General features: G+C 64.9%; 13 protein-coding genes. 5 read left to right on the top strand and 8 right to left on the bottom strand.

What is annotated here, in order from left to right; translation table 11 throughout:
• Nucleotides 1-24: 24 nt before the first annotated feature.
• Nucleotides 25-519 carry a glutathione peroxidase gene (locus HV796_RS02830; RefSeq protein ID WP_175224933.1) on the bottom strand — a complete coding sequence of 165 codons (495 nt, stop codon included), beginning with the start codon at nucleotides 517-519 and terminating at the stop codon, nucleotides 25-27.
• Between the two features lie 125 nt (nucleotides 520-644).
• Between HV796_RS02830 and HV796_RS02825 the strand changes: the two genes are divergently transcribed.
• Together HV796_RS02825 and HV796_RS02820 are read left to right on the top strand one after the other, a co-directional pair.
• Complete coding sequence (locus HV796_RS02825) at nucleotides 645-2,612, top strand: ATP-binding cassette domain-containing protein (RefSeq protein ID WP_175224932.1); 1,968 nt, start codon at nucleotides 645-647, stop codon at nucleotides 2,610-2,612.
• A 52-nt stretch (nucleotides 2,613-2,664) separates the two neighbouring features.
• A complete protein-coding gene (locus HV796_RS02820; protein ID WP_377692447.1) occupies nucleotides 2,665-3,777 on the top strand; it encodes a CaiB/BaiF CoA transferase family protein in 1,113 nt (370 codons plus the stop codon).
• Between the two features lie 102 nt (nucleotides 3,778-3,879).
• Here the strand turns inward: HV796_RS02820 and HV796_RS02815 are convergent, their stop codons facing one another.
• The 3 genes from HV796_RS02815 to alr all read right to left on the bottom strand — a co-directional run bounded on the left by HV796_RS02815 (nucleotide 3,880) and on the right by alr (nucleotide 6,880).
• Nucleotides 3,880-4,143, bottom strand: coding sequence for a DUF2866 domain-containing protein (locus HV796_RS02815; protein ID WP_175224931.1), 264 nt, complete (start codon nucleotides 4,141-4,143; stop codon nucleotides 3,880-3,882).
• Between the two features lie 195 nt (nucleotides 4,144-4,338).
• Nucleotides 4,339-5,715, bottom strand: a complete 1,377-nt coding sequence (gene radA / locus HV796_RS02810; RefSeq protein WP_175224930.1) for a DNA repair protein RadA — start codon at nucleotides 5,713-5,715, stop codon at nucleotides 4,339-4,341.
• A 94-nt stretch (nucleotides 5,716-5,809) separates the two neighbouring features.
• Complete coding sequence (gene alr / locus HV796_RS02805; protein ID WP_175224929.1) at nucleotides 5,810-6,880, bottom strand: alanine racemase; 1,071 nt, start codon at nucleotides 6,878-6,880, stop codon at nucleotides 5,810-5,812.
• 218 nt (nucleotides 6,881-7,098) lie between these two features.
• Between alr and lplT the strand changes: the two genes are divergently transcribed.
• The gene (lplT, locus tag HV796_RS02800) at nucleotides 7,099-8,406 is read left to right on the top strand and encodes a lysophospholipid transporter LplT (protein WP_175224928.1); all 1,308 of its coding nucleotides are present in this window, start codon (nucleotides 7,099-7,101) and stop codon (nucleotides 8,404-8,406) included.
• Nucleotides 8,407-8,434: 28 nt separating this feature from the next.
• Nucleotides 8,435-9,241 carry a bifunctional hydroxymethylpyrimidine kinase/phosphomethylpyrimidine kinase gene (gene thiD / locus HV796_RS02795; protein WP_175224927.1) on the top strand — a complete coding sequence of 269 codons (807 nt, stop codon included), beginning with the start codon at nucleotides 8,435-8,437 and terminating at the stop codon, nucleotides 9,239-9,241.
• A gap of 34 nt (nucleotides 9,242-9,275) precedes the next feature.
• Here the strand turns inward: thiD and HV796_RS02790 are convergent, their stop codons facing one another.
• From HV796_RS02790 to tsaB, 4 genes are read right to left on the bottom strand one after another with little or no spacing between them, the layout of a single operon-like run.
• On the bottom strand, nucleotides 9,276-10,247 hold the full coding sequence (locus HV796_RS02790; protein ID WP_175224926.1) for a DUF1853 family protein: 972 nt from the start codon (nucleotides 10,245-10,247) through the stop codon (nucleotides 9,276-9,278).
• Entirely contained in the window at nucleotides 10,247-11,272 is a 1,026-nt protein-coding gene (locus tag HV796_RS02785) for a uracil-DNA glycosylase (protein ID WP_175224925.1), read from the bottom strand. Before HV796_RS02785 ends, HV796_RS02790 begins: the two co-directional genes overlap by 1 nt.
• Nucleotides 11,259-11,753 carry a ribosomal protein S18-alanine N-acetyltransferase gene (gene rimI, locus HV796_RS02780; RefSeq protein WP_175224924.1) on the bottom strand — a complete coding sequence of 165 codons (495 nt, stop codon included), beginning with the start codon at nucleotides 11,751-11,753 and terminating at the stop codon, nucleotides 11,259-11,261. Before rimI ends, HV796_RS02785 begins: the two co-directional genes overlap by 14 nt.
• Complete coding sequence (gene tsaB / locus HV796_RS02775) at nucleotides 11,750-12,640, bottom strand: tRNA (adenosine(37)-N6)-threonylcarbamoyltransferase complex dimerization subunit type 1 TsaB (protein ID WP_175224923.1); 891 nt, start codon at nucleotides 12,638-12,640, stop codon at nucleotides 11,750-11,752. Before tsaB ends, rimI begins: the two co-directional genes overlap by 4 nt.
• A gap of 195 nt (nucleotides 12,641-12,835) precedes the next feature.
• Here tsaB and HV796_RS02770 point away from each other — a divergent pair, with 195 nt between their 5' ends.
• Nucleotides 12,836-13,105, top strand: a complete 270-nt coding sequence (locus HV796_RS02770) for an acyl-CoA-binding protein (RefSeq protein WP_175224922.1) — start codon at nucleotides 12,836-12,838, stop codon at nucleotides 13,103-13,105.
• The last annotated feature ends 206 nt before the right edge of the window (nucleotides 13,106-13,311 follow it).

The raw sequence follows: 13,311 nt of genomic DNA, 5'->3' as shown, positions 1-13,311 counted from the left end.
TTGGCACCGAACCCGTAGCGAGCGCTACAGCAGATGCTCGATATCCTCGACGATCGCTTCGGGTTTCGTCACCGGCGCATACCGCTTCACGACATTGCCGTCACGGTCGACCAGAAACTTCGTGAAGTTCCATTTGATTCTCTCGAAACCAAGCAGCCCCGGTGCGACCTTCGTCAGATACTTGTAGAGCGGATGCGCTTGCGGGCCCTTCACATCGATTTTCTCGAACAGTTGGAATGACACACCGAAATTGCGGTCGCAGAAGCTGCCGATCTGCTGCGCGTCACCCGGTTCCTGCTTGCCGAACTGGTTGCACGGAAAGCCCAGCACCTCGAGCCCGCGCGCCGCGTATTGCTCATGGAGCTGTTGCAGGCCCGCGTACTGCGGCGTGAATCCGCATTCGCTTGCGGTATTGACGATCAGCAATGGCCTGCCACGATAGCGTTCGAAGCTGACAGGCTCGCCCGTCAGCGTGCGAGCCGAGAAGGAATAGATCGATGTGTTTGCCGGTTTTGCCATATGCGCTCCCGATGAAAGTTATCAGTTTACGTACGCGGGGCTTTCGCGCCAGTCGGCCGAACGGACGATGCATGACAACGGGCGGCACAGTCTAAAATAGCGTTTTTCTCAAGCCCGGCCCTGTCGTGATCCGCTTCAACCAGTTCAGTCTCGCTCGCGGCACCAAACCGCTTTTCGAACAGACGTCGTTTACGCTAAACCCAGGCGAAAAAGCCGGGCTTGTCGGCGCGAACGGCGCGGGTAAGTCGACGCTCTTTTCCGTGCTGCGCGGCGAACTGCACGCGGACGCGGGCGATTTTTCGTGGCCGCCGTCCTGGCAGATCGCGCATGTCGCGCAGGAGACGCCCGCCGTCGAGAAAAGCGCGCTCGACTATACGCTCGATGGCGATGCCGCATTACGCGCGATCGAAGCGCGCATCGCCGCCGCTTCGGCCGCGCATCACGGCGCCGCCGAAGCCGAAGCGCATGTGGCGTTCGCCGACGCGGACGGCTACACCGCACCCGCGCGGGCCGAAGCCTTGCTGCTCGGCCTCGGCTTCACGCTCGAACAAACGCGCACGAGCGTCGGCAGCTTCTCGGGCGGCTGGCGCATGCGGCTCAATCTCGCGCAGGCGCTGATGTGCCGCTCCGACTTGCTGCTGCTCGACGAACCGACGAACCACCTCGACCTCGATGCGATCGTCTGGCTCGAAGACTGGCTGCACCGCTATCCAGGCACGCTGATCGTCATCTCGCACGACCGCGAGTTCCTCGATTCGGTGTGCAATGTTACGCTCCATCTGGAGAACCGGCAGGTCAAGCGCTACGGCGGCAACTACTCGCAGTTCGAAATCCTGCGCGCCCAGCAGTTCGCGCTGCAGCAAAGCGCCTACGAGAAGCAGCAGAAGACTGTCCAGCATCTGCAAAGCTTCATCGACCGTTTCAAGGCGAAAGCGACCAAGGCGCGTCAGGCGCAAAGCCGGATGAAGGCGCTCGAGAAGATGGAGCTGATCGCGCCCGCGCATGTCGCGTCGCCGTTCACGTTCGAGTTCCGCACGCCGGATGCCGCGCCGAACCCGATGATCGTGATGGACGGCGTGCGCTGCGGCTATCGGTCCGACGACGGTGTCGAAATTCCGATCGTCGAACACGTCGCGCTATCTATCCAGAACGGCCAGCGCATCGGCTTGCTGGGTGCGAACGGCCAGGGCAAGTCGACGCTGATCAAAACGCTCGCCGGTACGCTCGATGCACTGGGCGGCCATCTGCATCAAGGCAAGGGGCTGCGTATCGGCTATTTCGCCCAGCATCAGCTCGAAACGCTCCGCGTGCACGACTCCCCTTTGCAGCACCTCGCGCGCCTCGCGCCCGATACCCGCGAGCAGGAACTGCGGGACTTCCTCGGCGGCTTCAACTTCAACGGCGATATGGCGACTGCCGCGATCGCACCGTTTTCGGGTGGCGAGAAGGCGCGCCTTGCGCTCGCGCTGATCATCTGGCAAAAGCCGAACCTGCTGCTGCTCGACGAACCGACCAACCACCTCGATCTCGAAACACGCCATGCATTGACGATGGCGCTTGCGCAGTTCGAAGGCACCCTGATCCTCGTATCGCATGACCGGCATCTGTTGCGCGCGACGACGGATCAGTTCATGCTCGTCGCGAAACATCGGCTGCAGCCGTTCGACGGCGACCTCGACGACTACCGCGACTGGCTGCTGCAGCACGCGGCCGAACAACGCGCGGCGCTAAAGGCGGGCGATGCGGCACAAAGCGGCGATAGCGGAGCCGGCAACGGCGCAGGCAGCGCGAACGGCGACGCCAGCTTGAACCGCAAGGAACAGCGCCGCCAGGAAGCCGAAACGCGCCAGAAGCTTGCGCACCTGAAAAAGCCGCTGCAAACACGCATTGCCAAGATCGAAAAGGACATGGACGCGCTGAACGCCGAGAAGGCTGCGCTCGATGCATTCGTCGCGGACCCGGCGAGCTACAGCGCCGAACTCAAGACGAAACTGACCGACGCGCTGCGTCGGCAGGCGGAAGTCGCCGCGCAGCTCGACACGCTCGAAGCACAATGGCTCGAAGCGCACGAGGAACTCGAACAGATCGGCTGACCGATCAGCTAACGGCGCGGCTAACCGCGTCGCCAACGCCGGGAGGGTGACATTGTCTTCTGCTGATGCATTGAAAGGCTTGCGCGTGATCGACCTGACGCGCCTTCTGCCGGGCCCGGTCGCCACGCTGCGGCTTGCCGAACTAGGTGCCGACGTGCTGAAGATCGAAGCGCCCGGCGCCGGCGATGCATCGCGCGTGATGATGCAAAGCGAGACGGACCAGCTTGAGGGCCGACCCAGCGTCTTCTATCAGATCGTCAATCGCGGCAAGCGCGTGACGCGGCTCGATCTGAAAACCGAAGCGGGCCACACGGTGCTCTGCGCGCTCGCGCGTGAGGCGGACGTGGTCGTCGAAAGCTTCCGGCCAGGTGTGATGGAACGGCTGGGGCTCGGCTATGACGCGTTGCGCGAACTGAACCCTAAGCTCGTGTACTGCGCGATCACCGGTTACGGCTCCAGCGGGCCGTACGCGGCGCTGGCCGGGCACGATCTGAACTACATCAGCTATGCCGGCGTGCTCGATCAACTCGCGTCGCGCGATGGCGCGCCAATCCTGCCGAACTTCCAGATCGCGGACCTGCTCGGCGGCGCGTTGAGCGCCGTCACACAGATTCTCGCTTCGCTGTGGCACGTCGCGCGCGGCGGCGAGGGCCGCTTCGTCGATGTGTCGATGACGCACGCAACGCATGCGCACAATGTCGTCGCGCATGTCGGGCTGGTGAACGATGGTAGCGCGCCCGCGCCGGGCGTCGGACTGATGAACGGCGGCGCGCCGTGCTACAACCTGTACCGGACACGCGACGACCGCTGGCTCGCGGTTGCGGCGCTGGAACTCAAATTCTGGGAAACGCTTTGCGCGGCGCTTAACCGGCCCGATTGGGCCAAACGCCATTGGAGCCTCGGGCAATCGACAGGCGGAAACGACGCGATTGCGCTGACGCAGGAACTGATGACGCTATTCGCGACGCGCACGCTCGCCGAATGGATCGAACTGCTTGAACCGATGAACTGCTGTGTTTCGCCGGTGCTGACGCCCGCCGAGGCGGCGCAACACCCGCTATTTAATCCCGATGCCTATGCCGCGGCAGAACAGGACAACGCGGACGCTGCGGCCAGCGGCGGCGGCAGCGACATCAACACGCAATGGGGCGGCTCGATAGCCTGAGCGCATGACGCGCGCAGTGCATTGGCGCTCGAAGCGTGTCCGTAACCGGCTTACTACGGGGGTCCAAAAGCAAAAAGCGGCCATGGCCGCCCTGTCACTCTGCTAACGCCGCGGCAACGTCTGCCTCGGCTGCCGCTCGTCATCGACCAGCACATGCTTGCGGCCTTGCACGTGCGCACGGATCGTTGCGCGCACTTCGTCCGGCGTGACATCCTCCGCAACGACGCGGCGCGAGATCTGTCCGCCCGGGTCGATCCATTCGACGATCCGGCAGCTGTAGCCCCACGGCTGGGCGATCGGCGGCGATACGCGGCAGCCACGCAGGTTCGCGAGCCGATCCGCTTCGGTTTCACGAGTCTGTTTCAAGACGCATCCTTTTTCCGTTCTCGACGGATTGCCTATGCGCCAAAGAATAGGGAAATCGTGTGGATTCTGGGTTACAGCCGCCCGCAGGAAATTTACAGCGGATTACGCCACGCACCATGCGCGTGCGCGCCTATGCCCAAGCCCCGATGCATCATGCCACGTCACGCCACATCAATACAACGCGTGCTTAATACGTTATTCGAGCGTGCGCACGCGGTCGATCGCCTGCTCGATGCGTTCGACCGCGATCACCTGCAAGCCGTCGATCGCCTGCTTGGGTGCGTTCGCCTTCGGAATCAGCGCGATTGAAAAGCCGAGCTTCGCGGCTTCCTTCAGCCGCTCCTGGCCACGCGGCGACGGCCGGATCTCACCCGCGAGTCCGACTTCGCCGAATACGATCAAGCCTTTCGGCAGCGGTTTGTTGCGCATCGACGAGTGGATTGCCAGCAGCACCGCGAGGTCCGCAGCCGGCTCGGTGATCTTCACACCGCCCACCGCATTCAGAAAGACGTCCTGATCGAAACACGCGATGCCCGCGTGCCGGTGCAACACCGCAAGCAGCATGGCAAGCCGGTTCTGCTCGAGGCCGACCGCGAGGCGCCGCGGATTCGGCACATTAGCGGTGTCCACCAGCGCCTGCACCTCGACCAGCAGTGGCCGCGTGCCTTCCTGCGTGACGAGCACACACGAGCCCGGCACGATCTGTTCGTGCTGCGACAGAAAGAGCGCGGACGGATTCGCGACGCCACGCAGGCCTCGCTCGGTCATCGCAAACACACCAAGTTCGTTGACCGCGCCGAAGCGGTTCTTGAACGCGCGCACGAGGCGAAACGAAGAATGCGTATCGCCTTCGAAGTACAGCACCGTGTCGACGATATGTTCGAGCACGCGCGGGCCCGCGAGATTGCCCTCCTTCGTCACGTGCCCGACCATGATGATCGCGGTGCCCGACTGCTTCGCGATACGCGTCAACTGCGCCGCACATTCGCGCACCTGCGCGACCGATCCGGGCGCCGACGTCAGCGCTTCGGAATAGATGGTCTGGATCGAATCGATCACGGCCACATCGGGCCGCTCCTCGATAAGCGTCGCCTGGATTTTTTCGAGCTGGATTTCGGCCAGCAGCTTCAGTTCGCTCGCGTGCGCGCCCGGCTCGAGCAGCGCCAATCGTTGCGCACGCAACGCAATCTGCGCGGCCGATTCTTCGCCGCTCACGTAGAGCGCGCGCCGCTCGCTGGCGATCTGCGCCAGCGACTGCAGCAGCAGCGTCGATTTGCCGATGCCCGGATCACCGCCGATCAGCACCACACCGCCCGCGACGAGGCCGCCGCCGAGCACGCGATCGAATTCGCCGACACCGGTGGAGAAGCGTGGCACGTCGGATGCTTCAATGTCGGCGAGCCGCTGCACGGGCGCACTCTTCGCGAGCGACTGGAAGCGATGCGCGGATGCCGATTCGGCGACCGTCTCGACCAGCGTATTCCATGCGCTGCAGGACGGGCACTGGCCTTGCCATTTCGGCGCGGACGCGCCGCATTCGGTGCAGGTGTACAACGTTTTCTGTTTAGCCACGCGGCTTAAGCCTTTGTCTGATTCGTATTGTCATCGATGCGGAAAAGCGGCCTGCTGCTTTTCCTATGCACTTTCCGATGCGCTATTTGGTGTGCTACTCGGCGCGCACCGGCACGCGCATCGCCACCGCGCACATCAGCTCGTAGCCGATCGTGCCGCACGCCTGCGCGACATCGTCGATCGGCAGCGCATTACCCCACAGCTCGACGCGCGAGCCGATGCCTGCCTGCGGGCAGGGCGTCAGATCAACGGTAATCATGTCCATCGACACGCGCCCGACGACCCGCGTGCGAATCCCGTCGACGACGATCGGTGTGCCTTCGGGCGCGACGCGCGAGTAGCCGTCCGCATAGCCGCAGGCCACCACTCCGACGCGCATCCCCGCGCGCGCCTTGAAAATGGACCCATAACCGATCGTCTCGCCTTCGGGCAGCGTTTGCACTGCGATCAATTCCGACGCGAGCGTCATCGCCGGTTGCAGCCCGCTGCTGCGGATATCCGCGTGCACGCCCGACGGCGATGCGCCATACAGCATCACGCCGGGCCGCACCCAGTCGAAGTGCGACTTCGGATGCCACAGCGTCGCCGCCGAGTTCGCGAGGCTGCGCGCACCCGCGATGCCGTGCGCGCCGCGCTCGAACGCCGCCATCTGATGCTCGATGCCGCGCTCGCTGTCAGCGTCCGAAAAGTGCGTCATCAGCGTGATCTGGCCCACGCCCTGGCAGGCGCGCGCCCGTTCCCACGCGGCGCGGAATTTGTCCGGCGTGTAACCGAGGCGGTTCATCCCGCTATTCATCTTCAGCTGGATATTCACCGGCTTGGACAGCCGCGCCATTTCGAGCATCCGCAGTTGCTCGTCCGAATGCAGCGCGCTGGTAAGGCTGTAGCGATCGACCAGATCGATATCGGTCGGACGAAAAAAACCCTCCAGCAACAAAATCGGGCCCGCCCAGCCCAATTCGCGCAACTTCACCGCTTCTTCGAGGTCCAGCAACCCGAAGCCGTCCGTTGCACGCAATCCGGGAAACGCGCGCGCCAGCCCATGACCGTACGCATTCGCCTTGACGATCGCCCAGATTTTGGACTTGGGGGCGTAACGGCGAGCCACGGCGAGATTGTTGGCAAGAGCTGCGGTGTGGATCGTGGCGAGGAGCGGGCGCGGCATGGGAAATTTACGTAAAGACACTTTTGAATCAGCGGCTTACGGCGCGTTTTCAGCGCTACGAAGCCCGCTGCGGCTAGGCGATAAGGATTCTGCTAGTCAGTATTCAGCTATTTTCATGATATAAAGCCGTGCGCACAACCCATTTCGAACGGAATAAGCCGGAACGTCATATCCACGGTCTCGGCCGCGAGACCGCCGCGAGGACAGCATCGCATCAGATGAAAAAAGGTTTTTACACGATCATGGCCGCGCAGTTCTTCTCGTCGCTGGCCGACAATGCGTTGCTGATCGCTGCTATCGCACTGCTGAAAGACCTTCATGCCCCCAATTGGATGACACCGCTGCTCAAGCTGTTCTTTGTGCTGTCGTACGTCGTACTGGCCGCGTTTGTCGGCGCGTTCGCGGACTCACGGCCCAAGGGCCGCGTGATGTTCGTCACGAACACAATCAAGGTGGTCGGCTGTATCACGATGCTGGTGGGCGCGCATCCGCTCTTTGCATACGGCATCGTCGGCTTCGGCGCCGCAGCGTATTCGCCGGCCAAGTACGGGATACTCACCGAGTTGCTGCCGCCTGACCGGCTCGTCGCCGCGAACGGATGGATCGAAGGCACGACGGTCGGCTCGATCATCCTCGGCACGGTGCTCGGCGGCGCGCTGATCAGCCCGCATATTGCATCGCACATCATCAAGCACACGCCCGCCGCAATCAGCACGCCCGCCGAAGCCGCGATGCTGATCATCATCCTGATCTACATCGTCGCGGCACTCTTCAATTTGCGCATTCCCGACACCGGCGCCCGTTATCCCAAGCAGCAGCACGGTCCGCTCAAGCTGATCACCGATTTCGCCGACTGTTTCGTCACGCTATGGCGCGACAAGCTCGGTCAGATCTCGCTCGCGGTCACGACGCTGTTCTGGGGCGCGGGCGCGACGCTGCAGTTCATCGTGCTGAAATGGGCCGAGGTGTCGCTTGGCATGTCGCTCTCCGAGGGCGCGATCCTGCAGGCGGTGGTCGCGGTCGGCGTCGCGGCCGGCGCGATGATCGCCGCCGCGCGCGTGCCGCTGAAAAAATCGCTGTCCGTGCTGCCGGTCGGCATCATGATGGGCATCGCGGTGATGCTGATGGCGTTCTACACGCGGCATCTGTTTCCGCCGCACTGGGGCTTCTATTTCGGCCGCATGCACATTTCGGGTTATCTGGTCTTCGCGTATGTGTTCCTGATGGTGGTCGGCGCGCTGTCCGGCTTTTTTGTCGTGCCGATGAACGCGCTGCTGCAGCATCGCGGCCACGTGCTGCTGTCCGCCGGACACTCGATCGCGGTGCAGAACTTCAATGAAAACCTGTCCGTGCTCGTGATGCTCTGCCTGTATGCGGTGCTGGTCTGGCTCGACGTGCCGGTGACGGTTGTGATCGTCCTGTTCGGCACCTTCGTCTGCGTGATGATGTGGCTCGTGATGCGGCGCCACCAGGCGAACCAGCGCGCGTTCGATTCGGTCGCGCTGATCGGCGAAGCGCGACACTGACCGCCCGCCGTCCTGTTTTTTTCCTTTCATGACCCAACCGATTCCTAACGTGCTCACCATCGCCGGCTCCGATTCCGGTGGTGGCGCGGGCATCCAGGCCGACCTGAAGACGTTCTCCGCGCTCGGCGCCTATGGCGCGAGCGTCATTACTGCATTGACCGCGCAGAACACGCGTGGCGTGATCGCGATCCACACGCCCGACGCCGGCTTCGTCACCGCGCAGCTCGATGCGGTGTTCGACGATATCCGCATCGATGCCGTGAAGATCGGCATGCTCGCGAATGCGCAGATCGTCCGCGTGGTGGCCGATGCGCTGCGCCGCCACCGTCCGTCGCACGTGGTGCTCGACACCGTGATGATCTCGAAGAGCAAGCATGCGCTGCTGGCGGCCGACGCGGTCGCCGCGCTGCGCGACGAACTGCTGCCGCTCGCCGATCTGCTGACGCCGAATCTGCCGGAAGCGGCCGCGCTGCTCGGCTGCGAGGCCGCCGTCGACGAAACCACGATGATCACCCACGGTGAAGCGCTGCGTGCGCTCGGTGCGCGCGCGGTGCTGATGAAAGGCGGCCATCTCGCGGCCATCGACAGCCCTGACTGGCTGATCGAACCCGGCGGCACGCTGCGCGTCGGCGGGCCGCGCGTACCGGTGAAGAACACGCACGGCACCGGGTGCACGCTGTCATCGGCAATCGCGGCGCTGCTTCCGCAACGGCGCGACATCGCGAGCGCCGTGGTCGACGCGAAGCGTTATCTGACCGATGCGCTCAAACAGAGCGAGCGGCTCGACGTCGGCGCTGGCATCGGGCCCGTGCATCACTTTCATCGCTGGTGGTAAGTTGACCGGCGGCGCATCCCGCTTTGCGCGCGTATCAGCGGCGAGCGAACGCTAGCGCCTGCACGGGCCATCCGTCGGGCACGACAAAACCGCGCGAGGTTTCGCGCCAGTTGCCCGCTTCCCCCTCCGCAGCGAACGCGGCGACCATCGTCGGCCCGCTATGCTGCGCGAGTTGCGCACTCAATGACGGAATGTCGAACAGCCCCGCCGCGGCCGCATCGCCGTTCCGGCGCCGGCGCGACAGCCATTGCAAACGCGGCAGCACCGCCCACGCGTGGCCTTGCGCGGCAGCGAACGCCGGCCACTCCGCACGCGTCGTCCACCAGCCGCGCGCATGAGCAGGGTCGAGCGCGGGCGGTTCCGGCGGTCTGCCGCCGTCGCGATAGAAGAGCCACCCTTTGACGAACATTTGCGCCTCCCAGGGTCCGCTGTGTCCGAGCGCCGCGAACTCGGCGCGCGCACTCAACGGCAACTGGTGATCGAGCAACCGGTGCAGCTTCACGTCGAAGCGGTCCTGCAGATTCGGAGCGACATAGTCCGCCAGTTGCGCACGGCCATCGCCCGCATGCAGATAGCATTTGACGGCCAGTTCCCAATGCAGCCGGCGGCGGGTTTGCGTGTGCACAAGGAAGTCGCATTCACCGAGCGTCAGGCCACCGCGCCGCAACGCGACGTTCGCGGCCACGAGCCGCGCGCCAGGACCGTATCGCAGACACCATGCAAGCAGGCATTCCGCGTAGCGGCCAAGGCGCGTCACCTGAGCGGCCGCGATGTGCTGATGCAGCGCAACCGGATGCGCGTCTTGCGCAACCAGCCAGTCGACCATTGCGACTGCCTCGTCCGCCGATTCGAACGGCTCCGCGCGCACACCGGCCGGCGGTTGCGCGCGCAACAGATCGGGGCTGAACAGCAGCCACGCCAGATCGCGCACCGCCGGGTCGGTCAGCTGTTCAAGCCGCGCGGCGACGCGTGGCGGCAAACCGGCTGTCGGGCCGTCGGCAGCCATCAGGCGGTCGCGGAATCCGCGGCACCGGCGGCTGCCTCGGTCGCCGCCGCAGTTGCCGCATCGGTTGCCGGGTTAGCCGATGAACTTGCCGGACCGGCGCCGTCCGCCGCGCTCGCGGCCGCGTTGCGCCACGTATCGCGCGCAAGGCAAAGGTCCTGCCAGGCTTTCGCCTTGTCGTGCAAACTGCGCAGCAAATACGCCGGGTGATAGGTGACGATGACCGGCACGCCTTCGTACGCGTGCACGCGCCCGCGCAACGACGAGATGCTTGCCTCGGTCTTCAGCAGGCTCTGCGCGGCAAAGCGGCCGAGCGCGACGATCAGCTTCGGCTTGACGAGCGCGACCTGGCGCTGCAGATACGGCTCGCAGCGCGCGACTTCGTCGGGCTCCGGATTGCGGTTGCCGGGCGGCCGGCATTTCAGCACGTTTGCGATATAAACGTTCGTGCCGCGCGCAAGCGACAGCGAACTCAGCATGTTGTCGAGCAGCTTGCCGGCCTGGCCGACGAACGGCTCCCCCTGGCGATCTTCGTTTTCGCCTGGCGCCTCGCCGATCAGCATCCAGTCCGCGTTGCGGTCGCCGACACCGAACACGGTCTGCGTGCGCTTCTCGCATAGCCGGCAGCGTTCGCAGCCAGCGACCCGCGCGACCAGTGCATCCCAATCGAGGGCCGCGACCGGCGGCGCGGCGGCGTCGCTCACTTCGTGGGGCGCGCTTTCTTCGGCTGCACGCGCCGGGACGCGCGACGATGGCTGCGCGGGCAGATCGTCGAACCAGGTAAAGTCGTCTTCGGGCGGCGCCGCTGGAGCGGCAGGTTGCGCGCCCGCCGCCGCAGCCGGCGACGCTTCAGCACGTACGGCATCGGACGACGCATGCGCGTGCGTCACACCGTCCCCGGTGACCGGCCCCTGCGCGGTGACGCCATGCTGCTCGTCCTGCAGCATCGCCGACCCCGTCGCGCTGCCGCGTCTCACCCACTGCGGCGCGAGGCCGAGTTCTTCCAGCGCGGACTCATGCAGCGCCATGGGCACCCTCCTTCACAAAGGTAAATCGCATCACGATTGCGTCCTCCCGACCACGATGCCGCGCCGGATAGTAGTTCTTGCGCCGGCCAATCGACGCAAAGCCGAATCGTTCATAGAGCCGGATCGCGCGGTGATTCGACGGCCGCACCTCGAGCAGCAGCCCATCGAGTTTTTCCGCGTGGGTAATGCGCACGGCTTCGCGCAACAGCGCGAGTCCCGCGCCCGCATGCTGCGCCGGCGGCGCAACGCACAGATTCAGCAGATGCATCTCATCGACAACCGGCATCAGCACGCAGTAACCGATCAGCGTGCCCGTCACGTGCCGCATGCAGATACCGAAATAACCATTGCGCAACGAATCTTCGAAATTGCCGCGGCTCCATGGAAACTCGTAAGCGAGACGTTCGACCGCGGCGACTTCGTCGAGGTCGCCGTCGGTCATCGGCGACATGTAGCGGTCCGCGAGCAGCACGCCGCTCATTGCGCACGTCCGCCCGCATCGCCGCTTGCCGCCGCGGCCTCGCCGTTCGCGGCCGGCGCGCGCTGCGCCGTCTTCGCCGCGAGCCGTTCGGCCGTGGTCAGCGCGACCTTGTCACGCACATAGTCGGGCGCCGCCTGATCGGCCCGCACCGCGCGTCCCGCGCGCCATGCACGCAGGCCGGCGAACGCGATCGGCAGCGCATGCGGCAGCGCGTCCGCCTCTATCGATCGTGCGCCGGCAGCGACCGCGAGCCGCTCGCCGAATACCTTCGCCGCGTTGCCGGCCAGCGTGTACGGCACATCGGGCGCCACGACGCGCTCCGGCGCATCGAGCGTGGCCGCGCGCACGGTCCGCCAGTCTTGCAGCGCGTCGTCCCACGCGTATTCGGCCCAATAGACTTCGTCCATCCGCGCATCGAGCGCGGCCAGCACGCGCGTGGCCGACGGGTCGCGCCGGCGCGCGCTTTCCGCGCATGCGACGAGTGTGCCAATCGGCACGACCGGGCAGCCGAGGCCGAATGCCAGCCCTTGTGCAACGCCGGTCGCCGTGCGCAGGCCGGTAAACGAGCCGGGCCCCGCGCCGAATGCGATCGCATCGCAGGCGCGCAGCGGAAAACCGGCTTCGTCGAACAGTTCGCGTATCGCGGGCAGCAGGCGCGTGCTCGACACCGCGCCGGTCGCTTCGTGGCGGACCCAGACGCGCGGTTCATCAGACGCATCGCCGGACGACCAAGCGGCAGGCGCCGTGGCAGCGCCTGCGCAAGCGGCGGACGCGCCGCCAGTGAATGAAGGCGCGTATGCGCCTGCAGGCGGATTCGCAACGGCAAGCAACGCGACCGAACAGAATTCGGTCGAGGTATCGAGGGCAAGCAGCACTGTTTCAGTCATGTCCGATATTGTAATGCGCGACCCTGATGCGTCGGACGCAAGGCCAGCCCGCCCGACCTACCCAGACTGGCGACGCGCATCGCCGCGACGCGCCAGCGTACCTGTTCCTGAACGATCGCTCCACCCGGCTCAGCGCGCGATAAAGCCGCACTTGTTATGATCGTCGGCCGACCCGAACAAGCCACGGAGAACGCGATGAACGACGTCAATACCCGCTTTGCCCAAGCTGTGCAAGACGTGAAGGAATTGCCGGAGCGTCCCGGCGACCTCACGCTGCTGCGCCTCTATGCGCTGTACAAGCAGGCCACCGTGGGCGACGCAGCCGACGACCGGCCAGGTCCGCTGGATAGGGTCGGCAGGTACAAACACGACGCATGGGCCACGCTCAAGGGCCTCGCGCCCGAGACGGCCAGACAGGAGTACGTCGACCTGGTCGAATTGCTCAAAGGCGACACACCGTCGTAGTGCGCGATCATCGTCCGCGGTTCTGGTCCGCAGTCCTGGTCCGTTGCGCAGATCTTTCAGGAAAGCGGCGCTTGCGCCAATTGTCTGACGCGTGACGATTTCATGTCAAAGAAGTGGCGCAGTGCAGCAAAAGTGGCTATAATCCGCACCTGCACTTGTTATGCAGGTGCAGTAAAGCGTTTTGCTCCAATCCAGTTTAGAACCTG

The organism is Paraburkholderia humisilvae, from assembly GCF_902859855.1.
In the GTDB taxonomy this organism is placed as follows: domain Bacteria; phylum Pseudomonadota; class Gammaproteobacteria; order Burkholderiales; family Burkholderiaceae; genus Paraburkholderia; species Paraburkholderia humisilvae.
Note: the sequence above shows the minus strand (reverse complement) of the source record. Positions and strands in the feature narration are given on the sequence as shown.

What these genes read in the sequence shown, in the direction of transcription:
- HV796_RS02830 (WP_175224933.1), bottom strand. Translation starts at nt 519, where the DNA reads ATGGCAAAACCGGCAAACACATCGATCTATTCCTTCTCGGCTCGCACG.
- alr (WP_175224929.1), bottom strand. Translation starts at nt 6,880, where the DNA reads ATGCCGCGCCCGCTCCTCGCCACGATCCACACCGCAGCTCTTGCCAAC.
- lplT (WP_175224928.1), top strand. Translation starts at nt 7,099, where the DNA reads ATGAAAAAAGGTTTTTACACGATCATGGCCGCGCAGTTCTTCTCGTCG.
- thiD (WP_175224927.1), top strand. Translation starts at nt 8,435, where the DNA reads ATGACCCAACCGATTCCTAACGTGCTCACCATCGCCGGCTCCGATTCC.
- HV796_RS02790 (WP_175224926.1), bottom strand. Translation starts at nt 10,247, where the DNA reads ATGGCTGCCGACGGCCCGACAGCCGGTTTGCCGCCACGCGTCGCCGCG.
- HV796_RS02785 (WP_175224925.1), bottom strand. Translation starts at nt 11,272, where the DNA reads ATGGCGCTGCATGAGTCCGCGCTGGAAGAACTCGGCCTCGCGCCGCAG.
- rimI (WP_175224924.1), bottom strand. Translation starts at nt 11,753, where the DNA reads ATGAGCGGCGTGCTGCTCGCGGACCGCTACATGTCGCCGATGACCGAC.
- tsaB (WP_175224923.1), bottom strand. Translation starts at nt 12,640, where the DNA reads ATGACTGAAACAGTGCTGCTTGCCCTCGATACCTCGACCGAATTCTGT.
- HV796_RS02770 (WP_175224922.1), top strand. Translation starts at nt 12,836, where the DNA reads ATGAACGACGTCAATACCCGCTTTGCCCAAGCTGTGCAAGACGTGAAG.